We start from the raw sequence: 18,587 nt of genomic DNA on the forward strand, positions 1-18,587 counted from the left end.
GAGATCGCCCGCACGATCACCGAGATGAGCCAGATCTCGACCTCGATTGCCGCCGCCATGGAGGAGCAGGGCGCGGCCACGGCCGAGATCGCCCGGAACGTGCAGGAGGCGGCGCGCGGCACCGAGGCCGTGACCGGCAGCATCGTGGACGTGCAGCAGGGCGCCGGCGAGACCACCTCGGCGGCCTCCCAGGTTCTGGGTGCCGCCCAGGAGCTCTCGCGCCACTCCTCCGACCTCTCCCGCGAGGTCTCCGATTTCCTCCAAGGCGTCAAAGCCGCTTAAAATCGGGGAGCTTCCGGACCGGCATCGGACCAGCCCCACGCGGTTCGCATCCCGGGTTACGGAAACATCCTCAAGCAGGAGCCGCTGGAAACAGCGGCTCCTTTGCTTTTGGCGCCCAGATCCGGATTACCGCTCCGTCAGCTTCAGCTCGATGCGCCGGTTGCGGGCGTAGGATTCTTCGGTCGTGCCGTTGTCCAGGGGCTGGAACTCGCCGAAGCCGGCGGCGACAAGATGCTGGGGCTGGACGCCGCGGGCGATGAGGGCCTGCACGACGGCGATGGCGCGAGAGGACGACAGGGCCCAGTTCGACGGGAATTGCGGGGTGTTGATGGGGCGCTGGTCGGTATGGCCGTCGACTCGGATCACCCACGGGATATCGGGTGGCACCTGGCGTTCGAGTTCAACCAGGGCGCTGGCGATGCGATCGATCTCGCCCGAGGCTTCGGGGCGTAGGGTGGCCTGACCGGCCGGGAACAGCACCTCCGACTGGAATACGAAACGGTCGCCGACGATGCGCACGTCCGGGCGGTTGCCGAGGATCTGGCGCAGCCGGCCGAAGAAGTCGGAACGGTAGCGGGCGAGTTCCTGCACCCGCTGGGCCAGCGCCACGTTGAGGCGGCTGCCGAGATCGGCGATGCGGGCCTGGCTTTCCTTGTCCCGGTTCTCGGAAGCAGCCAGCGCCTCCTCTAGGGCGGCGAGCTGGCGGCGCATGGCGGCGATCTGCTGGTTGAGGATCTCGACCTGACTGAGCGCGCGGCCCGTCGCCTGGCGCTCGGTTTCGAGCTGCGTATTCAGCTGCTGCGCTTCAACTTGGGCCGCACCGCCGCTGTCGAGAAGGCTCTGGAGGCGCGCTCGTTCGGCCTCGTTGGCCCGCAGGGTCGTCTGGAGAGAGGTGACCGTCTCCTCGATGGTCCGCCTGCTCGAGCGTTCGAGGGAAAGGAGGTCCGTGAGCTCGGCGATCTGGCGATTGAGCCGGTCGAGCACCGTGTCGCGGCCCGACAGCTCGCGCGACAGGAAGAACTGGCCGACGGTGAAGACGGAGATCAGGAAGATGATGGCGAGCAGGAGCGTGGACAGGGCGTCCACGAAGCCCGGCCAGTAGTTGATCTGGCCGCCGCGCCCGCGTCGCCGTCCGCCCGCGCTCGAGACCGGCATCAGGGCAGCCTTTCACGGGAGAGGCGGTCGAGCACCTGCTTCAGCTCCTTCTCGCGGGCGGCCTGAGCCTCGACCCAATCACGGATCATCTGCTGCTCGGCCCGCATGTGCTGAACGAGGCCCTGCACGCCCTCAGCAAGGTTCGCCATGGCCTGGGTGGCCGCCCGGCCGCCGCCGCCATCATTGACCGCGGCAGTGAGCCGGTTAAGGGCGAGCGTCAGATCCGGCGTAGCGCCGGCGCGCAAGGCGGGCTCGGCCGGGGTGTCCATGGTGGAGGTGGCGAGCCAATCCTCCAGCTCCGTGTAGAAACGGTTCTGAGCCTGACCGGCCTGAAGGTCGAGGAAGCCGAGGACGAGGGAGCCGGCGAGACCGAACAGGGAGGCCGAGAAGGACAGGCCCATGCCCTGGAGCGGGCCGGCGAGCGAATTCTTCAACTCGTCGAAGAGAACCGCCGAATCCTGTCCCGTCCGCAGCGAAGAAATGATCCGGCCGACCGAGCCGACTGTATCGATGAGGCCCCAGAAGGTTCCGAGCAGGCCGAGGAAGACCAGGAGGCCGGCAAGATAGCGCACGATCTCCCGGCTTTCGTCCAGGCGGGCGCCGATGGAGTCGAGCACCGAGCGGGTCGCCGCGACCGAGAAGCCGGACTGGCCGGGCCGATTGCCCAGAAGAGCGGCCAGGGGGGCAAGAAGCGCCGGCTGCTCGGGAGCAACCAGCCCTTCCTCGGTACGCTGGAGCGTATTGACCCAGCGCACCTCAGGCCGAAGGCGCCAGACCTGCCGGATGGCCAGCGCGATGCCGATGAACATGACGCCCAGAATCAGGGCGTTAAGACCCGGATTGGCCTGGAAGGCCTCCCAGATCTGCCGGTAGAGGATGAAGGCGACAAACCCTGCCAGAATAAGGAAGACCGCCATGCGGATCAGGTAAATCCGCGGTGGGGTAAGGGGTTGGTCCGCCATCGTTATCCTGTGCATTCGTGCTTCGGGACGGCTCCAATGTGACCGCGCCCGTCCGAAGGATCAAGCGCGACCATCGGATCCCGCCCCAGCACGAACAGAAAATTACCCTTTGGCCTTCTTCAGGAGCTTGAGGAGGTCTCGATGCATCAGCTCGTTGCCGCAGGCGATCGAGCCCTTGGCCATCGGGTCGCTGCCGCCGTCGGCGTCGGACACGAAGCCGCCCGCCTCGCGGACCATGAGGATGCCGGCGGCCATGTCCCAGGAGTTCAGGCCGCGCTCCCAATAGGCGTCGAAGCGCCCGCAGGCCACATAGGCGAGATCGAGGGCGGCCGCTCCCCAGCGGCGCATGCCGCCCACATAGCCCATGACGGCGGCCGTCTCACGCAGGAAGAGCCCGTGATCGCCCTTGCCGATATGGGGCAGGCCACAGGCCACCACCGCGTCGGCGAGATCACCGCGGGCCGCCACGCGGATGCGGCGGTTGTTGAGATAGGCGCCCTTGCCGCGCTCGGCGATGAAGAGCTCGTCCTTGGCCGGGTCGTAGATCACGCCGGCGACGATCTGACCGTCACGCTCGAGTCCGACCGAGATGGCGAATTGCGGCAGGCCGTGCAGGAAGTTGGTGGTGCCGTCGAGCGGATCGATGTGCCAGCGGTGGCTGGTGTCGGTGCCCTGGATGACGCCTCCCTCCTCCATGACGAAGCCGTAGCCGGGACGGGCCTTCTCCAGGGACTCGCGCAGGATCTTTTCCGCCTTGCGGTCGGCGGCGGACACGAAGTCGCCAGGACCCTTGCGCGAGACCTGCAGGTTCTCGACCTCGCCGAAATCGCGCTTGAGCGAGCGTGATGCCTTCATCACGGCATCGGTCATAACGGTCATGAGGGGCGAGCGGATCATCGTGCAGGTCCTGACAAAGAGCGGTTTTGAAAGAGAATGTGGTCGATGGACCACCCAAAGGTTGGCGTCAAGCGGTGGATAACCGGGCCGGCAGCCGAATTGATCCACCGGAAAGGCGAATTGATGCGGTCAGCGCATGCCGAGGCGCTCGGCCGCCAGCTTTTCGGATCGGGTGCGCTCGTCGACAGAGAGGTCCTTCAGTGCATTGTCGAGCCAGGGATCCGCAAGCCCCTGGGCCGCGGCCAGGATATGCCAGGCGGCGGCGTCGACCTTGTTGGCCGGCACACCCCGGCCAGCCACCAGAAGCCGGGCGAGGCGGTTCTGGGCGATGGCATTGCCCTTGGCGGCCGCACGGCGGAAGTAGCGGGCGGCCTGGGACTCGCTGGCCGGAACGCCGTCGCCGTTGAAGAGCAGGATGGCGTATTCCACCTCGCCGACCGAGCTGCCGTTGCGGGCGGCGCGCTCGAACAGGCGCGCGGCCTCCGTGGCGTTGCGCTCGACGCCCCTGCCCTTCAGGTAGAGGACGCCCAGGGCATGCTGCGCGTCCGGGATCTCCGCCTCGGAGGCCCGTTTCAAGAGCTGGACCGCCTTCTGCAGGTCCGCGTTCGCCTCGCTGGTGAGCAGGAGCAGGGCGAGGTTGTGGGAGGCCGTCGCGTTGCCTTTGGCTGCCGCTTCCTCCAGCCAGGCCCGGCCCTGCGCCTGGTTCTTCGGCATGCCGCGCCCGTCGAGGGCCATGAGGCCGAGCGCCGCCAGCGCATGGGCATCGCCACGCTGCGCCGCGAGTCGGTACCATTCGGACGCCTTCTTCGGGTCCATCGTGACGCCGAGGCCCTGGTTGTAGAGCTCGCCCAGCAGGGTCATGGCGGCGGCGTCGTTGTTGTTCTTCTCCAGCCGCAGGGTCGCCTCGCGGAAGGCCGTCTGATAGAGGCCGCGCTGATAGGCACCGTAAGCCGCATCAGGCTGGGCCGCAGCGCCTGCGGTGGCGGAGGCCAGCAGGAGCGCGCCGCCGATGATCCAGGAGAGGCGCATCAGCGTGACGCCTCCTGGCGCTCCAGGATCTCGGCCGCGGCCTTCACCGCGGCGGCGGGCCCGTTCGGATGGGACCAGACCGCGTCGCCAAGGGCCACGAACTCGGCGTTTGTGGCGGCGAGCGGCTCGATCGCCTCAAGGCTCGGGGCATAGGCCACGCAGGGTGTCTCGAAGATCTCGGCCCACCAGGCAGCCCGCTCCACCACGCTCTCCAAGGAGGGGAGGGACCCGTCCGGGCGCGGCTCGCCGAAAAGCAGATAATCGACCCCGGCCTCGCCGAAGGTCATGGCATCGTCCTTGGTGCGGATTGCCCCGACGCCCAACGCCCGCTCCGCCTTCAGCCTTTCACGCAGCTCGCGCACGAGAGAAGGGTCCCCCGCGATATGAACCCCGTCGGCCCCGCCGCGCGCTGCGATGGTGGCGAGATCGGCCTTGGCGTCCGTGGTGACGATGACGGCGGCCCCATGTTCCTGGGCGGCGGGAGCCAGCGCTTTCACTTGGTTGGTCAGGGTGCGCTCGTCGGCAGGCGCCAGTCGCAGCAGGATTGCGGCCACGGCTCCGGTCCCGCAGGCCTCGGACAGCTGCGGCGCGAAGGAGGAATCCTCCAGAACGGGGGTGATGAGATAGAGGCGGGCGGCGGTATCGGCCATGGGTCACAAAGATTGAGAAAACGAAAGACACCGTTCCCATAACGAAAACGGGGCCATCTTGCGAGGCCCCGCTTGTCGATCATGATTAAGGCGAAAGCCTGATCGTGGGATCGTACCCGTAGCCTCATCCTGAGGAGGCCGTCAGGCCGTCTCGAAGGACGAGGCGTCTCCAGTGCTCTCTGGACCCTCCTTCGAGACGCAGCCTAGCGGCTGCTCCTCAGGATGAGGGTGGTTTAGGTTACTCCGCCGCCTGGCGGGTGGCGCCGAAGGTCGGGTCGAGCTCGCCGGAGGCGTACCGCTTGGCCATTTCGGCCAGGGTGAACACGCGCTTGATCTTCGAGGCCTGGCCGGCGGTGTTGAACTCCTGCAGGCGCTGCTTGCAGAGCTTCGTCATCGCGTCCATGGCGGGCTTGAGATACTTGCGCGGGTCGAACTCGCCCGGGTTTTCGCTGAGAACCTTGCGGATCTGGCCGGTCATCGCCATGCGGTTGTCGGTGTCGATGTTGATCTTGCGCACGCCGTGCTTGATGCCGCGCTGAATCTCCTCCACCGGCACGCCCCAGGTCGGCTTCATCTGGCCGCCATACTGGTTGATGATGTCCTGCAGGTCCTGCGGCACCGAGGACGAGCCGTGCATCACCAGGTGGGTGTTCGGGAGCTTCTTGTGGATCTCCTCGATCACGTGCATGGCCAGGATGGCGCCGTCGGGCTTGCGGGTGAACTTGTAGGCGCCGTGCGAGGTGCCCATGGCGATGGCGAGCGCGTCGACCTTGGTCTCGGCCACGAACTTCACGGCCTCGTCGGGGTTCGTCAGCAGCTGGTCGTGGGAGAGCTTGCCCTCGGCGCCGTGGCCGTCCTCGGCCTCGCCTTCACCGGTCTCCAGGGAGCCGAGCACCCCGAGCTCGCCTTCCACCGAGATGCCGCCGAGATGGGCCATCTCGACCACCTTCCGGGTGACGCCCACGTTATAGTCCCAGTCGCCCGGGGTCTTGCCGTCGGCCTTCAGAGAGCCGTCCATCATCACCGAGGTGAAGCCGGCCTGGATGGCGGTCATGCAGGTGGCGGCCTCGTTGCCGTGATCGAGATGCACGCAGACCGGGATCTGCGGATAGATCTCGGTGACCGCGTCCATCATGTGCTTGAGCATGACGTCGTTGGCATAGGAGCGTGCGCCGCGGGATGCCTGGATGATCACCGGGGCATCGACCTCGCTGGCCGCCGCCATGATCGCCAGCGCCTGCTCCATATTGTTGATGTTGAAGGCAGGCACGCCATAGCCCTGCTCGGCTGCGTGATCCAGAAGCTGCCTCATCGTGATGCGGGCCATTTGGTCCTCCGTATTGGTTTTGCTCTTAAACAGCGCAGAAGCTGAACCTCAGCTTAAGCCATCTGGTGAAGCTATTTAGGCCACGTTTGCGCCCAGCAAAGTGACTACCTACTTTGCCGAGGCTTGGGCTCAGGCCCGCAGGGCTTCCACGCCGGGGAGCGACTTGCCTTCCAGCCATTCGAGGAAGGCACCGCCGGCCGTCGACACATAGGTGAAGCTGTCCGCCACGCCCGCATGGTTGAGGGCCGCCACCGTGTCGCCACCGCCGGCAACCGACACGAGCTTGCCTTCCCTGGTGCGCTGGGCCGCATGGCGGGCAGCCGCCACCGTGCCCTGGTCGAAGGGCGTGATCTCGAAGGCGCCGAGCGGGCCGTTCCACACCACCGTGGCGGCGTCGTTGATGGCAGCCTGGATGCGCTCGATGGATTGCGAACCCACATCGAGGATCATCTGATCCTCGGGGATCGCATCGATGCCGTAGGTGTGGTTCTGTGCTCCCGCCTTGAACTCGTAGGCGCAGACGCCGTCGACCGGCAGGATGATGGCGCAGTTGGCCTCGCGCGCCTTCTCGATGATCCGCATGGCGGTGGCCGCGAGATCCTTCTCGGCCAGCGACTTGCCGATGCCGAGTCCTGTCGCATGCACGAAGGTGTTGGCCATGCCGCCGCCGATCACCAGGGCGTCAACCTTGGTCACGAGGTTTTCGAGGAGGTCGATCTTGGTCGAGACCTTGGCGCCGCCCACAATGGCGACGACCGGGCGCTTCGGCGCTTCCAGGCCCTTGGTCAGGGCGTCGAGTTCGGCCTGCATGGTGCGGCCGGCGTAACCGGGCAGAACGCGGGCGAGGCCTTCCGTCGAAGCATGCGCCCGGTGGGCCGCCGAGAAGGCGTCGTTCACAAAGAGGTCGCCGAGCTTCGCCAGTTCCTGGACGAAGGCCGGATCGTTTTTCTCCTCGCCCGCATGGAAGCGGGTGTTCTCGAGGAGAAGCACGTCGCCGTCCTTCAGGGCGTTGACGGCGCTGGAGGCTGCTTCGCCGATGCAGTCATCGGCGAAGGCCACGGGTTTTCCGAGGTGTTGCGAGACCGCTTCCGCAACCGGCTTCAGGGACTCTTTGGGATCGCGTCCCTTCGGGCGTCCGAAATGAGCGAGAAGGATCACCTTCCCGCCCTTGTCGGCGATTTCCCGGATGGTGGGCAGGACGCGCTCGACGCGCGTCGCGTCCGTGATCCGGCCGTTCTCCATGGGGACGTTGAGGTCCACCCGGACGAGAACGCGTTTACCCTTGACGTCGGCCTGGTCGAGCGTGCGGAAGGCGGTCATTGAGCAGCCTCCCTTAGATCAGCTTCGCCATGGCGATGGCGGTGTCCGCCATGCGGTTCGAGAAGCCCCACTCGTTGTCGTACCAGGACAGGACGCGCACGAAGTTGCCTTCCATGACCTTGGTCTGGTCCATGTGGAACACGGATGAGTGCGGGTCGTGGTTGAAGTCCGACGAGACGTTCGGGGCGTTCGTGTAGCCGAGGATGCCCTTGAGCGGGCCGTCGGCGGCAGCCTTGATCGCCTGGTTGATCTCTTCCTTCGTGGTGTTCTTCTTGGCCACGAACTTGAAGTCGACCACGGAGACGTTCGGGGTCGGCACGCGAATCGACGAGCCGTCGAGCTTGCCGTTGAGGTCGGGGAGCACGAGGCCCACGGCCTTGGCGGCGCCGGTCGAGGTCGGGATCATGTTCAGGGCCGCCGCGCGGGCGCGGTAGAGGTCCTTGTGCATCTGATCCAGCGTCGGCTGGTCGTTGGTGTACGAGTGGATCGTGGTCATGAAGCCCTTCTCGATGCCCACCGCCTCATGAAGCACCTTCGCCACGGGGGCGAGGCAGTTCGTGGTGCAGGAGGCGTTCGAGATGACCACGTGGTCCTTGGTTAGCTTGTCGTGGTTGACGCCGTAGACGACCGTGAGGTCAGCGCCATCGGCGGGAGCCGACACGATGACGCGCTTGGCGCCGGCGGTAAGATGCGCCGAGGCCTTGTCCTTCGAGGTGAAGATGCCGGTGCATTCCATGGCGATGTCGACGCCGAGCTCCCGGTGCGGCAGTGTCGCCGGGTCCTTGATCGCCGTGACGCGGATCTTCTGGCCGTTGATGACCAGGAACTCGCCGTCGACCTGCACGTCCGCCGGGAAGCGGCCGTGGACGGAGTCGAAGCGGAGAAGGTGAGCGTTCGTCTCGACCGGGCCGAGATCGTTGATGGCAACCACCTCGATGTCCTTGCGGCCGCTCTCCACGATGCCGCGGAGGATGTTGCGTCCGATGCGACCGAATCCGTTGATCGCGACCTTCACCGTCATAGTCTTAGCTCCCTTGTGTTTTAAGGCTCAGAAGTCTCCCGGGCCTTAGAGATTGTGTGTCCGGAGAACCTTCTCGGCCACGGCTTCAGCGGTGATGCCGAAGTGCTTGTAAAGGTCCTTGTAGGGCGCGCTGGCGCCAAACCCATGCATGCCGACGAAAATTCCGTCGGGGCCGATGACCGAATCCCAGCCGAAGCGCACGGCCGCCTCGACCGCCACCTTGATCGGCGCATCGCCGACGATCTCGGCGCGAACCTTCTCGGGCTGGGCCAGGAACAGGTCGAGGGAGGGGACCGAGACCACGCGGGCCTCGAAGTTCTTCTCGGCCAGCAGCTTCTGGGCCGCGAGCGCAATTTCCACCTCGGAACCCGAGGCGAAGATCGTGGCGCGGGCCTTGCCCTGAGCAGGCGACAGCTCGTAGGCGCCGGTGGCCGAGAGGTTCTCAGCCCCGCCTACTTTCCGCACCTGCGGCAGGTTCTGGCGGGTCAGCGCCAGGGTCGAGGGGCCGTCGGTGCGCTCTAGCGCCATCTGCCAGCACTCGGCGGTTTCGACCGCGTCGGCCGGGCGGAACACGCGCATCTTCGGCATGGAGCGAAGCGCCGCCAGATGCTCCACCGGCTGGTGGGTCGGGCCGTCCTCGCCGAGGCCGATGGAATCGTGGGTCATCACATAGACGGCCGGAATGCCGGCGAGCGCTGCGATGCGCATCGCGGGACGGGCATAGTCGGTGAAGACCAGGAAGGTCGCGCCGGCCGGCACGTAGCCGCCATGGAGCGCGATGCCGTTCATGGCTGCCGCCATGCCGTGCTCGCGGATGCCGTAATGGATGTAGCGGCCCGCATAATTGCCCGGCGAGATGGCGTTGAGGTTCTTGGTCTTGGTGTTGTTGGAGGGCGTCAGGTCCGCCGAGCCCAGCACCAGCTCCGGCACCGCCTCGGTGATCACCTCCAGGGCGATCTCGCTGGCCTTGCGGGTGGCGACGGCCTGCGGCTCGGCGATGAGCCGGTCCTTCAGCTTGGCGACCGCGTCGGCCAAGCCCTGCGGGCGCACGCCCTTCACGCGGCGCTCGAACTCGGCGCGCTTCTCGGCCGGCAATGCCTTCAGGCGCTCGGCCCAGGCCTTGCGCTGGCGGCTGCCCTTCTTGCCTGCCTTCGCCCAGGCGCTGCGGATGTTGTCCGGGATCTCGAACGGCGCATGGCTCCAGCCGTAGGAGGCCTTGGCACCAGCCAGTTCCTCGGCGCCGAGGGGCTCGCCGTGGGCCTTTGAGGTGCCGGCCTTCTTCGGGGCGCCGTAGCCGATGGTGGTCTTGCAGGCGATCAGCGTCGGGCGGTCCGACTTCTGGGCGCGGGAAATGGCGCGCTGGATCGCCTTCTCGTCATGGCCATCCACGCGAACCGCGTTCCAGCCGCAGGCCTGGAAGCGCTTCACCTGATCGACCGAGTCGGAGAGCGACAGGGGGCCGTCGATGGAGATCTCGTTGTCGTCCCACAGGACGATCATGCGGTTGAGCTTCAGGTGGCCGGCGAGCGCAATGGCCTCCTGACTGATGCCTTCCATCAGATCGCCGTCGGAGGCGAGCACATAGGTGTAGTGGTCGACGAGGTCGCTGCCGTATTCGGCATTCAGCATGCGCTCGGCGAGGGCGAAGCCCACCGCCGTGGCGATGCCCTGGCCGAGCGGCCCGGTGGTGGTCTCGACGCCCGGCGTCATGAAGTTCTCGGGATGGCCCGGGGTCTTGGAATCGAGCTTGCGGAAGTTCTTCAGCTCCTCGACCGTCATGCCCTTCACGCCGGTGAGGTGCAGGAGCGCGTAGAGCAGCATCGAGCCGTGGCCGGCCGACAGGATGAACCGGTCGCGGTCGGGCCAGGTCGGGTCGGCGGCATCGTATTTCAGGAACTTGGTGAACAGCACCGTGGCGATGTCGGCCGCGCCCATGGGCAGGCCCGGATGGCCGGATTTGGCTGTTTCGACGGCGTCCATGGCGAGGACGCGCACGGCGTTCGCCAGATCGGAATGGGTGACGCGATCGGCGGAGACGGTATCTTGCACGGCGAGATCCACAAGTCTTGAGGCCCCGCAACGGGGCGGCTGTCTGGAAAAGGCCCGGGCTCCTTATCACGGGGCAGGGGGGAGTCAAAGGCTCGAAGGGGCGTAATCCCCTTCTGGGCCGTTGCTCGTCGAGCCCTCCAGGCCTAGTGTCTTCCGCGATTCCCGGAGGCATGATGGCGCCCACACTCGAAGAAGCGATGAAGCGGCTGGACATGGCCCTGGGCCTCCTTGAGGCATCGGTTTCCCGGCGCCTGGAGGCCGACAGACGGCGCGGCGGCCTGGAGACCGAGCTTCAGCTCATGCAGGACGACCGAGCCCGCCTGGCGGTGGAACTCGACGGAGCGCTCACCCGCCTGCATCGCTTCGAGGCCGCCACCGACGACGTGAGCCGGCGGGTTCGCCAAGCCATCGGGGCCGTCGAGACGGTTCTGGCCCAGGCCGGGCAGCTCGAACCCGAGGAAGGCTGAAGCCATGTCCCAGGTGACGGTGACCATTGCCGGCAGAACCTACCGGATCGCCTGCGCCGAGGGCGAGGAGCGCCACCTCGAAGGGCTGGCCGCCTCCTACAACGCCCGCGTCGAGGAGATGCGGGCCACCTTCGGCCAAGTCGACGATATGCGCCTCCACGTCATGGCGGCGATCGCACAGGCCGACGAACTGCACGAAGCGAGAAAGCGGATCACGGCGCTTGCCGAGGAAGTGGCGATGCTCAACAGCGTCCACATCTATCGGGATGAGCGCCTTGAGCAAATCGAGGCAAGGCTCGCGGAGGGCATCCAGCGGGCTGCCGAGCGCATTGAGGAGCTGGCCCGCAGCCTCAACGGGGCAGGGCAGGTCGAGGCGGGTTCCAGGTGATCCTGTTGCGAATGTGCAGGGGGGCTGCTCTCATTCTCGGATGACTTCCCTCTCAGACATTCGCCTTGCCAAGCGAGCCGGGGAGGCGGGCCTGAAAGATCTCGCCGATCCGTCACTTTCCCCCTTCCCCCGGCGCGTCCCAATCCCTACATAGGAAAGGCGGGGCTGCGAGGCGCGTTAGGAGTTCATATTCCCCGGGGCCTTATCGATCCCAACGGGAGCTGTCCCTGCCCGGTCCGTGGACCGGAACATACGGCGCCCACCTACTTTGTAGGTTCCCGGGATCGCTTCTCCGACGGCTTTTGTGGCTCCGCACTTTATGCATTCTCCGTCCCCTCCCCAACTGAAAGAGCGGCTTCGCCAAGAGGCCTTCGCCCGGCGCGACGGGCTCGACAAGGAGTTCCGCCACGAGGCTGCGGGGCGGATCAAGTCCCAGGCCCTCGACCTTCCCGATCTCCAGGACGTGACGCCGGTGGGCGGCTATTGGCCGATTCGCACCGAGGTCGATCCGCGTCCGCTCATGGAAGCGCTGCTCGAGCGCGGGCAGGACGTGGCGCTCTCCCAGATCCTCCATCCTCATCTCAGCTGGCGTCTCTGGCAGCCTGGCGACGTGCTGGTCAAAGGCGGCTTCGGCGTGCGCGAGCCCGGACCTGACGCGCCGGAAGTCTTCCCGAAAGCCCTGCTCGTTCCGCTGGTGGCCTTCGACCGCCGGGGAGGGCGCATCGGCTACGGCAAGGGACATTTCGACCGGGCCATCGCCGTGCTGGAAGACCAGCATCCCGTCTTGACCATCGGCCTGGCTTATGCGGTTCAGGAGATCGACGAGGTTCCGGTCGAACCCCACGACCGGCTCCTCGACGTTATCATCACGGAAGCCGAACTCATTCGGACGAAAACCGCTTAAAGGTCCATCATGCGTCTTCTTTTCCTCGGCGACATTGTCGGGCGGCCTGGCCGCAATGCGGTGACCGAACGCCTGCCCGGTCTTCGTGACCGCTGGCGGCTCGATTGCGTGGTCATCAACGGCGAGAACTCCGCCGGGGGCTTCGGCATCAATGAGGCGATCTGCGACGAGATCCTGGCCGCCGGTGCCGACGCGATCACCCTGGGCAACCATTCCTGGGACCAGCGCGAGACGCTCGTCTTTATTGAGCGCCAGCCGCGGCTCCTGCGGCCTGTGAACTACCCGCAGGGCACGCCGGGGCGCGGCGCCAACCTCATCGACACCCGCTCCGGCCATCGGGTGCTCGTGGTCAACGTCATGGGTCGCCTCTACATGGACCCGCTGGACGATCCGTTTGCGGCCGTCGACCGGGAGCTCGAGACCTGCCCGATGGGGCAGGTGGCCGATGCCGTCATCATCGACGTCCATGCAGAGGCGACCAGCGAGAAGGAGGCCATGGGCCATTACTTCGACGGGCGGGCGAGCCTCGTGGTCGGCACCCACACGCATGTGCCCACGGCCGATCACCGGGTTCTGTCGGGCGGCACGGCCTACATGTCGGACGCGGGCATGTGCGGCGACTACGATTCCGTGCTCGGCATGCAGAAGGAGGAATCGATCCGCCGCTTCATCCAGAAGACACCCGGCGCCCGCATGGAGCCGGCCCTGGGCGAGGGCACGCTCTCCGGCATTGCGGTCGAGACCGACGATCGCACCGGCCTGGCCCGTCGCGTGGCGGCGGTTCGTCTCGGGCCGAACCTGGAAGAGACCTGGCCCCGGTTCTGGGACTGAGGGAACTCTCCGTCTCTTGGCGCGGAGCGTCGCCGTTCCCATCTCTCCCGGCACGGAGGGACCGGTGGACGCGGATCTAGAGAAGACGGCAGGGCCGAAGACGAGCATCTATCGCGAGGAGAGCGAGTTCCACCGGGCGCACGAGCACCAGAGCGCCTCGGCCGTTCTGCGGGCCGTGATCGACGAAGCCAAGGGCGAGACGATCTCGATCCGCGAGATTATCGAGGCTTTCGGCGAGCGCGCCTTCGGCTTCGTGCTGATCCTGTTCTCCCTGCCAAACTGCGTGCCGAACGTTCCCGGGATTGCCGGCATCGTCGGTACGCCCGTGCTCATCTTCGGCATCCAGATGATGCTGGGCCACAAGCGCCCCTGGCTGCCAGGCTTCATCCTGCGCCAGACGGTTTCCGTTTCAAAGTTCAAGCGCCTCATCGACGTCGCGGAGCCCAGGATGCAGAAGCTCGAAAGCTACTGCAAGCCGCGGCTGCTCACGCTCTTCGGTCCCCTCGGCGACCGGGTCGTGGGGCTCTTCGCCTTCCTGGTCGCCGTGTCGGTCCTGATCCCGTTCCCCGGCACCAACTTCCCGCCCTCCATCGCCCTCGTCATCGCGTCCATCGCGGTCATGGAGGAGGACGGCTATCTGCTCATCGTCGGCTACCTTATCGGTCTGGCGGGGCTCGCCTATACGGTGACGGTCCTGGGCGCGTCCTACCATCTCATCCTGGCCGCTATTCACAATCTGCCGGGCTGGCTCGGGTTCTAGTTTTGCCGGACCTGCGCAAGAGGGCTTTGCCTGAAGCCCTTCGCCGCCTTATAAGCCTGCCATCGTCAACTTCTCCGGCCTGACGGGCGCCTCCCCATGAGGCGGCTCTCGGCCGACATTCCGGAGGCCCCCATGGCCGGGCATTCACAGTTCAAGAATATCATGCACCGCAAGGGCAAGGTGGACGCGGTGCGGTCCAAGGTGTTTTCCAAGCTCGCCCGCGAAATCACCGTGGCGGCCAAGATGGGCCTGCCCGACCCTAACATGAACCCGCGCCTGCGCGCCGCGATCCTCGCCGCCCGCGCCGAGAACATGCCCAAGGACAACATCCAGCGCGCCATCAACAAGGCCTCCGGGGGCGACGCGGAGAACTACGACGAGATCCGCTACGAGGGCTACGGCCCTGGGGGTGCTGCCATCATCGTCGAGGCCATGACCGACAACCGCAACCGCACGGCTTCCGATATCCGCTCCTACTTCACCAAGAGCGGCGGCAACCTCGCCGAGACCGGCGCGGTCTCGTTCATGTTCGACCGCGTCGGCTATATCGAGTTCGGCCCGGACGTGGCTGATGCCGACGCCATGCTGGAGGCGGCCATCGATGCCGGCGCCGATGACGTGTCCTCCTCCGAGAACGGCCACGAGGTCTATTGCGACCAGGGGTCTCTCAACGAGGTGACCAAGGCGCTCGAGGACAAGTTCGGCGAGCCCAAGGCCTCCAAGCTCGTCTGGAAGCCCCAGACCCCGGTGGCTGTCGACGACGAGACCGGCGAGAAGCTGATGAAGCTGATGGAATCGCTGGAGGAGCACGACGACGTTCAGAACGTCTACGGTAACTTCGAGCTCTCCGACGCCCTCATGCAGAAGATGGCTGGTTGATTTAAGGTGTGCGTCGTGCCCAGGCTCGTCCCGGGTATCCACGTCTTCTTAACGGTTGATGGCGTGGATGGCCGGATCAGGTCCGGCCATGACGGTGGAGAACAAGAAGTGACTGAGCGCGTCCGCATCCTCGGCCTCGATCCCGGCCTGCGCAACACGGGCTGGGGCGTCATTACCGTCGAGGGGACGAAGCTCTCCTACGTCGCCTGCGGGGTCGTGACCTCCGATGGGGACCTTGAGTTGGCGCTGCGCCTCAAGCAGCTCCATGATCGGCTCACCGATGTGATCCGGGCCTGGACGCCCGACGAGGTGTCCGTCGAGGAAACCTTCGTCAACAAGGACGCGCAGGCGACCCTCAAGCTCGGCCAGGCTCGCGCCATGTCCTTGCTGGTCCCGGCCCTCCACGGCCTGCCGGTGGCGGAATACGGCGCCAATCAGGTCAAGAAGACCGTGGTGGGCGTCGGCCACGCGGACAAGGATCAGGTCCAGGCCATGGTGAGGATCCTGCTGCCCAAGGCCGACTTCAAGAAGGCGGACGCCGCCGACGCGCTCGCCATCGCCATCGCCCACGCCCACCACCGCAAGGCCCGCGCTTTGGCGGCGAGCTACTGAGACCGTTTGAAAAGGTGTCATCCCGGACGGACCGAAGCGCAGATCCGGGAGCGCTGTGAGAACAAAGCGCGACCAAAGGCTTCCCTTCCAGGGGAAACAGTGTTTTATCCGGCTGACGATCCCGGGTTCTGCTCCGCAGCCCCGGGATGACCGCGAGGGGTGAAGAACAACGTGATCGGCAAACTCAAAGGGACAGTCGATTCCTACGGCGAGGATTTCGTGATCCTCGACGTGCACGGGGTCGGCTATGTGGTCCACTGCTCCTCCCGCACCCTCCAGAATCTGCCGCCCACGGGCGAGGCGGCGGTGCTCTCCATCGAGACCCATGTGCGCGAGGACATGATCCGCCTCTTCGGCTTCCGGTCGGATTCCGAGCGCGAATGGTTCCGGCTGCTCCAGAGCGTGCAGGGCGTGGGCTCCAAGGTGGCGCTCGGCATCCTGTCGGTGCTCGATCCCGGCAGCTTGGCAACGGCCATCGCCACCGGAGACAAGGCCTCGGTCGCCCGTGGCCCTGGCGTCGGCCCCAAGCTCGCCCAGCGCATCGTCTCGGAACTCAAGGACAAGGCCCCGGCCTTCGCGGCCGTCGACCCGGCCCTGATCCGCCTCACCGGCGCGGTCGAGGACAACAGCGCTCCGGCGCCCGTGGCGGACGCCATCTCGGCGCTGGTCAACCTCGGCTATCCCCAGGTCCAGGCCTCCGCGGCCGTCGCCGCCGCCATGAAGCAGGCGGGCGACGAAGCGGAAGCCAAGACGCTCATTCGGCTGGGGCTGAGGGAACTGGCGCGGTAAGTGGATTTCTTCTCCTTACTGCGCTCGCTGGGAATGACAGGAAGGTTCGCGCTCGCCCCGAGGGCGTTCCTGTTTTGATCTTGTTAAAGATGGCGCATTACATGCAAAACGACTATATGAAGCCTTTGGAAGGTAAGCCTCTTTGACCGATTCCCGCCGCCTGATCAGCCCCGAAAAGCGCGAGGACGATGTTGATGCGTCGATCCGGCCGCTCTCGCTCGACGATTTCACGGGCCAGAAGGCCGCGCGGGCCAATCTCCAGATCTTCATCAATGCCGCCAAGGCGCGCGGCGATGCCCTCGACCACGTGCTCTTCGTCGGCCCACCAGGGCTGGGCAAGACCACTCTGGCCCAGATCGTCGCCCGCGAGCTCGGGGTCAATTTCCGCTCGACCTCCGGCCCGGTGATCGCCAAGGCGGGCGATCTGGCGGCCCAGCTCACCAACCTGGAAGAGCGCGACGTGCTCTTCATCGACGAGATCCACCGCCTCAACCCGGCAGTGGAGGAAATTCTCTATCCGGCCATGGAGGATTACCAGCTCGACCTGATCATTGGCGAGGGCCCGGCCGCCCGCTCGGTGAAGATCGAGCTGCCGAAATTCACCCTGGTCGGCGCCACGACCCGGGCGGGCCTGCTCACCACGCCGCTCCGCGACCGCTTCGGCATCCCGATCCGGCTCGAGTTCTACACCGTGGACGAACTGGAGCTCATCGTGCGCCGCGGCGCCCGGGTGCTGGGCTTAGGCATGAGCGAGGAGGGCGCCAACGAGATTGCGCGGCGCTCCCGCGGCACGCCCCGCATTGCCGGCCGCCTCCTGCGCCGCGTGCGGGATTTTGCCATCGTCGAGGGCGTCCAGACCGTCTCCCGCGACCTTGCGGACAAGTCCCTGCGCCTCCTCGACGTGGACCCCATCGGCCTCGACCTCATGGACCGCAAGTACCTGACCATGATCGCCAATTCCTTCGGGGGCGGCCCGGTCGGCATCGAGACGATTGCTGCGGCCCTGTCCGAGCCGCGCGACGCCATTGAGGACATCATCGAGCCCTACCTGATCCAGAAGGGCTTCGTGCAGCGCACCCCGCGCGGCCGCATCCTCACCCCCCATGCCTTCAAGCACCTCGGCATTCCGGAGCCCACCCGCGAGACCGTGGCGCAGTTCGGGCTGTTCGGCGGAGATGCGGATGAGTGAGAAGCGCGACGCCAACACCTCCCCCTTGAGGGGGGAGGTCGCGCCGGAGGCGCGGGAGGGGGTGAGTAGCGCGACATCTCCGAACGTTGTGGTGCCACCCCGCCCCAGCCTGCCGGCTGACCCTCCCCCTCAAGGGGAGGGTGGGCACTATCCTCATCTCTCCGGCTTCATGCAGGACGGCGCCCACATCCTGCCGATTCGCGTCTATTACGAGGACACGGATTTCTCGGCCCGCGTCTATCACGCCAGCTATCTCCGCTTCATGGAGCGGGGTCGCACGGAGCTGTTGCGGGCGGTCGAGGTGGCGCAGTCCGATCTACACGCGGACATGGATGGCCTCGCGTTCGTGGTCCGCAAGATGAATATCGATTTCCGCGGCGGCGCCGTCATGGATGACGTGCTCACCATCGTGACCCGCCCCAAGGAGATGCGCGGCGCGTCAATGACCCTCGCTCAAGAGGTTCGGCGGGGCGAAGAGGTCCTGGTCGCAGCCGATGTCATGGTCGCGGCCGTGAGGGGAGGGCGCGCCGTGCGGATCCCGGACGAGCTGCGGGCGGCGCTCTCGACGCCTTAGGCTTGTGATGCCCCATCGAGCACTGGCGCACCCATCTTGAACCAAGCCTTCGTGATCTTTCCTCCATCGACCTCGTAGATCGCGATCACATCCACGCGACCGGGGCCGTCCGGGAATGTGCGGGTCACGACCTCCCGGTCGATCACCAGATTGCCGACATTCATGCGGTGGATGAGCTGGCCGAAGAGGTTGGGCTCCTTGAACCGGACGACATAGCGCTCGCGGATCTGCTGCGCGCCTTCAGCCAGGAGATTGGAAGGAAACGCGAAGTACTGCGCATCCTCGCCCCAGCAGGCCATGAACGCGTCGATATTCTTCGCGTTGTACGCATTGAGCTGCCGGTTCACCACTTCGGTGGGATCGGCCTCTTGCCCTTTTGCCATGCTCGTCTCTCTTGCTCGTGATCGGGTCAAGAATGGAGTTACGGCCAAGCTTAGACCCAGGGCAACCCAAAGCCTGCAGCGAAGCTCGTCGGTTGCCGTATCGACAGGACACGTATCTG

At 66.1% G+C, this 18,587-nt stretch carries 20 protein-coding genes, 1 other RNA gene and 1 pseudogene; 12 read left to right on the top strand and 10 right to left on the bottom strand.

What is annotated here, in order from left to right; genetic code table 11:
* Nucleotides 1-282: pseudogene (locus tag FHR70_RS22925) on the top strand (methyl-accepting chemotaxis protein); the annotation flags it as partial.
* Between the two features lie 126 nt (nt 283-408).
* Here the strand turns inward: FHR70_RS22925 and FHR70_RS22930 are convergent.
* The 9 genes from FHR70_RS22930 to tkt all read right to left on the bottom strand — a co-directional run bounded on the left by FHR70_RS22930 (nt 409) and on the right by tkt (nt 10,623).
* Nucleotides 409-1,437 carry a peptidoglycan -binding protein gene (locus FHR70_RS22930; protein ID WP_183454619.1) on the bottom strand — a complete coding sequence of 343 codons (1,029 nt, stop codon included), beginning with the start codon at nt 1,435-1,437 and terminating at the stop codon, nt 409-411.
* Entirely contained in the window at nt 1,437-2,399 is a 963-nt protein-coding gene (locus FHR70_RS22935) for a flagellar motor protein MotA (RefSeq protein ID WP_183454621.1), read from the bottom strand. Before FHR70_RS22935 ends, FHR70_RS22930 begins: the two co-directional genes overlap by 1 nt.
* Before the next feature lie 102 nt (nt 2,400-2,501).
* Nucleotides 2,502-3,296: an inositol monophosphatase family protein gene (locus FHR70_RS22940; RefSeq protein WP_183454623.1), complete on the bottom strand. Its 795-nt coding sequence runs from the start codon at nt 3,294-3,296 to the stop codon at nt 2,502-2,504.
* A 129-nt stretch (nt 3,297-3,425) separates the two neighbouring features.
* Nucleotides 3,426-4,325 (bottom strand): tetratricopeptide repeat protein, encoded by a 900-nt coding sequence (locus FHR70_RS22945; RefSeq protein WP_183454625.1) that lies wholly within the window; start codon nt 4,323-4,325, stop codon nt 3,426-3,428.
* On the bottom strand, nt 4,325-4,975 hold the full coding sequence (locus FHR70_RS22950) for a thiamine phosphate synthase (protein ID WP_183454627.1): 651 nt from the start codon (nt 4,973-4,975) through the stop codon (nt 4,325-4,327). The genes FHR70_RS22945 and FHR70_RS22950 overlap by 1 nt, the downstream gene beginning before the upstream one ends.
* Before the next feature lie 238 nt (nt 4,976-5,213).
* Nucleotides 5,214-6,302, bottom strand: a complete 1,089-nt coding sequence (gene fba, locus FHR70_RS22955) for a class II fructose-bisphosphate aldolase (RefSeq protein ID WP_183454629.1) — start codon at nt 6,300-6,302, stop codon at nt 5,214-5,216.
* A 129-nt stretch (nt 6,303-6,431) separates the two neighbouring features.
* Complete coding sequence (locus FHR70_RS22960; RefSeq protein WP_183454631.1) at nt 6,432-7,622, bottom strand: phosphoglycerate kinase; 1,191 nt, start codon at nt 7,620-7,622, stop codon at nt 6,432-6,434.
* Between the two features lie 13 nt (nt 7,623-7,635).
* On the bottom strand, nt 7,636-8,643 hold the full coding sequence (gap, locus tag FHR70_RS22965) for a type I glyceraldehyde-3-phosphate dehydrogenase (RefSeq protein WP_183454633.1): 1,008 nt from the start codon (nt 8,641-8,643) through the stop codon (nt 7,636-7,638).
* Nucleotides 8,644-8,688: 45 nt separating this feature from the next.
* Nucleotides 8,689-10,623: a transketolase gene (gene tkt / locus FHR70_RS22970; RefSeq protein ID WP_246408486.1), complete on the bottom strand. Its 1,935-nt coding sequence runs from the start codon at nt 10,621-10,623 to the stop codon at nt 8,689-8,691.
* A 242-nt stretch (nt 10,624-10,865) separates the two neighbouring features.
* Here tkt and FHR70_RS22975 point away from each other — a divergent pair, with 242 nt between their 5' ends.
* From FHR70_RS22975 to ybgC, 11 genes are all read left to right on the top strand, one after another.
* Nucleotides 10,866-11,159, top strand: coding sequence for a DUF4164 domain-containing protein (locus tag FHR70_RS22975; protein ID WP_183454749.1), 294 nt, complete (start codon nt 10,866-10,868; stop codon nt 11,157-11,159).
* Nucleotides 11,160-11,163: 4 nt separating this feature from the next.
* Nucleotides 11,164-11,547 (top strand): cell division protein ZapA, encoded by a 384-nt coding sequence (locus FHR70_RS22980; RefSeq protein ID WP_183454637.1) that lies wholly within the window; start codon nt 11,164-11,166, stop codon nt 11,545-11,547.
* 159 nt (nt 11,548-11,706) lie between these two features.
* Nucleotides 11,707-11,862, top strand: a non-coding RNA gene (gene ssrS, locus FHR70_RS22985) — 6S RNA.
* A gap of 4 nt (nt 11,863-11,866) precedes the next feature.
* On the top strand, nt 11,867-12,451 hold the full coding sequence (locus tag FHR70_RS22990; protein WP_183454639.1) for a 5-formyltetrahydrofolate cyclo-ligase: 585 nt from the start codon (nt 11,867-11,869) through the stop codon (nt 12,449-12,451).
* A 9-nt stretch (nt 12,452-12,460) separates the two neighbouring features.
* Nucleotides 12,461-13,282 carry a TIGR00282 family metallophosphoesterase gene (locus tag FHR70_RS22995; RefSeq protein ID WP_183454641.1) on the top strand — a complete coding sequence of 274 codons (822 nt, stop codon included), beginning with the start codon at nt 12,461-12,463 and terminating at the stop codon, nt 13,280-13,282.
* A gap of 64 nt (nt 13,283-13,346) precedes the next feature.
* Complete coding sequence (locus tag FHR70_RS23000; protein WP_183454644.1) at nt 13,347-14,042, top strand: exopolysaccharide biosynthesis protein; 696 nt, start codon at nt 13,347-13,349, stop codon at nt 14,040-14,042.
* A 132-nt stretch (nt 14,043-14,174) separates the two neighbouring features.
* Complete coding sequence (locus FHR70_RS23005; protein ID WP_183454646.1) at nt 14,175-14,921, top strand: YebC/PmpR family DNA-binding transcriptional regulator; 747 nt, start codon at nt 14,175-14,177, stop codon at nt 14,919-14,921.
* Nucleotides 14,922-15,029: 108 nt separating this feature from the next.
* Complete coding sequence (ruvC, locus tag FHR70_RS23010) at nt 15,030-15,533, top strand: crossover junction endodeoxyribonuclease RuvC (RefSeq protein ID WP_183454647.1); 504 nt, start codon at nt 15,030-15,032, stop codon at nt 15,531-15,533.
* A gap of 171 nt (nt 15,534-15,704) precedes the next feature.
* Nucleotides 15,705-16,322: a Holliday junction branch migration protein RuvA gene (gene ruvA, locus FHR70_RS23015; protein ID WP_183454751.1), complete on the top strand. Its 618-nt coding sequence runs from the start codon at nt 15,705-15,707 to the stop codon at nt 16,320-16,322.
* Between the two features lie 142 nt (nt 16,323-16,464).
* Nucleotides 16,465-17,511 (top strand): Holliday junction branch migration DNA helicase RuvB, encoded by a 1,047-nt coding sequence (gene ruvB / locus FHR70_RS23020; protein ID WP_183454648.1) that lies wholly within the window; start codon nt 16,465-16,467, stop codon nt 17,509-17,511.
* A 169-nt stretch (nt 17,512-17,680) separates the two neighbouring features.
* On the top strand, nt 17,681-18,085 hold the full coding sequence (gene ybgC, locus FHR70_RS23025) for a tol-pal system-associated acyl-CoA thioesterase (RefSeq protein WP_183454753.1): 405 nt from the start codon (nt 17,681-17,683) through the stop codon (nt 18,083-18,085).
* Here ybgC and FHR70_RS23030 read toward each other — a convergent pair.
* Complete coding sequence (locus FHR70_RS23030; protein WP_183454649.1) at nt 18,082-18,468, bottom strand: nuclear transport factor 2 family protein; 387 nt, start codon at nt 18,466-18,468, stop codon at nt 18,082-18,084. The genes ybgC and FHR70_RS23030 overlap by 4 nt on opposite strands.
* Nucleotides 18,469-18,587: the final 119 nt, after the last annotated feature.

It is taken from the genome of Microvirga lupini, from assembly GCF_014191055.1.
GTDB classification, from domain to species: Bacteria; Pseudomonadota; Alphaproteobacteria; order Rhizobiales; family Beijerinckiaceae; genus Microvirga; species Microvirga lupini_A.

Excerpts from the sequence above, each read along its gene's own strand:
- FHR70_RS22930 (WP_183454619.1), bottom strand. The coding sequence starts at position 1,437 with ATGCCGGTCTCGAGCGCGGGCGGACGGCGACGCGGGCGCGGCGGCCAG.
- FHR70_RS22935 (WP_183454621.1), bottom strand. The coding sequence starts at position 2,399 with ATGGCGGACCAACCCCTTACCCCACCGCGGATTTACCTGATCCGCATG.
- FHR70_RS22940 (WP_183454623.1), bottom strand. The coding sequence starts at position 3,296 with ATGATCCGCTCGCCCCTCATGACCGTTATGACCGATGCCGTGATGAAG.
- FHR70_RS22945 (WP_183454625.1), bottom strand. The coding sequence starts at position 4,325 with ATGCGCCTCTCCTGGATCATCGGCGGCGCGCTCCTGCTGGCCTCCGCC.
- FHR70_RS22950 (WP_183454627.1), bottom strand. The coding sequence starts at position 4,975 with ATGGCCGATACCGCCGCCCGCCTCTATCTCATCACCCCCGTTCTGGAG.
- fba (WP_183454629.1), bottom strand. The coding sequence starts at position 6,302 with ATGGCCCGCATCACGATGAGGCAGCTTCTGGATCACGCAGCCGAGCAG.
- FHR70_RS22960 (WP_183454631.1), bottom strand. The coding sequence starts at position 7,622 with ATGACCGCCTTCCGCACGCTCGACCAGGCCGACGTCAAGGGTAAACGC.
- gap (WP_183454633.1), bottom strand. The coding sequence starts at position 8,643 with ATGACGGTGAAGGTCGCGATCAACGGATTCGGTCGCATCGGACGCAAC.
- tkt (WP_246408486.1), bottom strand. The coding sequence starts at position 10,623 with ATGGACGCCGTCGAAACAGCCAAATCCGGCCATCCGGGCCTGCCCATG.
- FHR70_RS22975 (WP_183454749.1), top strand. The coding sequence starts at position 10,866 with ATGGCGCCCACACTCGAAGAAGCGATGAAGCGGCTGGACATGGCCCTG.
- FHR70_RS22980 (WP_183454637.1), top strand. The coding sequence starts at position 11,164 with ATGTCCCAGGTGACGGTGACCATTGCCGGCAGAACCTACCGGATCGCC.
- FHR70_RS22990 (WP_183454639.1), top strand. The coding sequence starts at position 11,867 with ATGCATTCTCCGTCCCCTCCCCAACTGAAAGAGCGGCTTCGCCAAGAG.
- FHR70_RS22995 (WP_183454641.1), top strand. The coding sequence starts at position 12,461 with ATGCGTCTTCTTTTCCTCGGCGACATTGTCGGGCGGCCTGGCCGCAAT.
- FHR70_RS23005 (WP_183454646.1), top strand. The coding sequence starts at position 14,175 with ATGGCCGGGCATTCACAGTTCAAGAATATCATGCACCGCAAGGGCAAG.
- ybgC (WP_183454753.1), top strand. The coding sequence starts at position 17,681 with ATGCAGGACGGCGCCCACATCCTGCCGATTCGCGTCTATTACGAGGAC.
- FHR70_RS23030 (WP_183454649.1), bottom strand. The coding sequence starts at position 18,468 with ATGGCAAAAGGGCAAGAGGCCGATCCCACCGAAGTGGTGAACCGGCAG.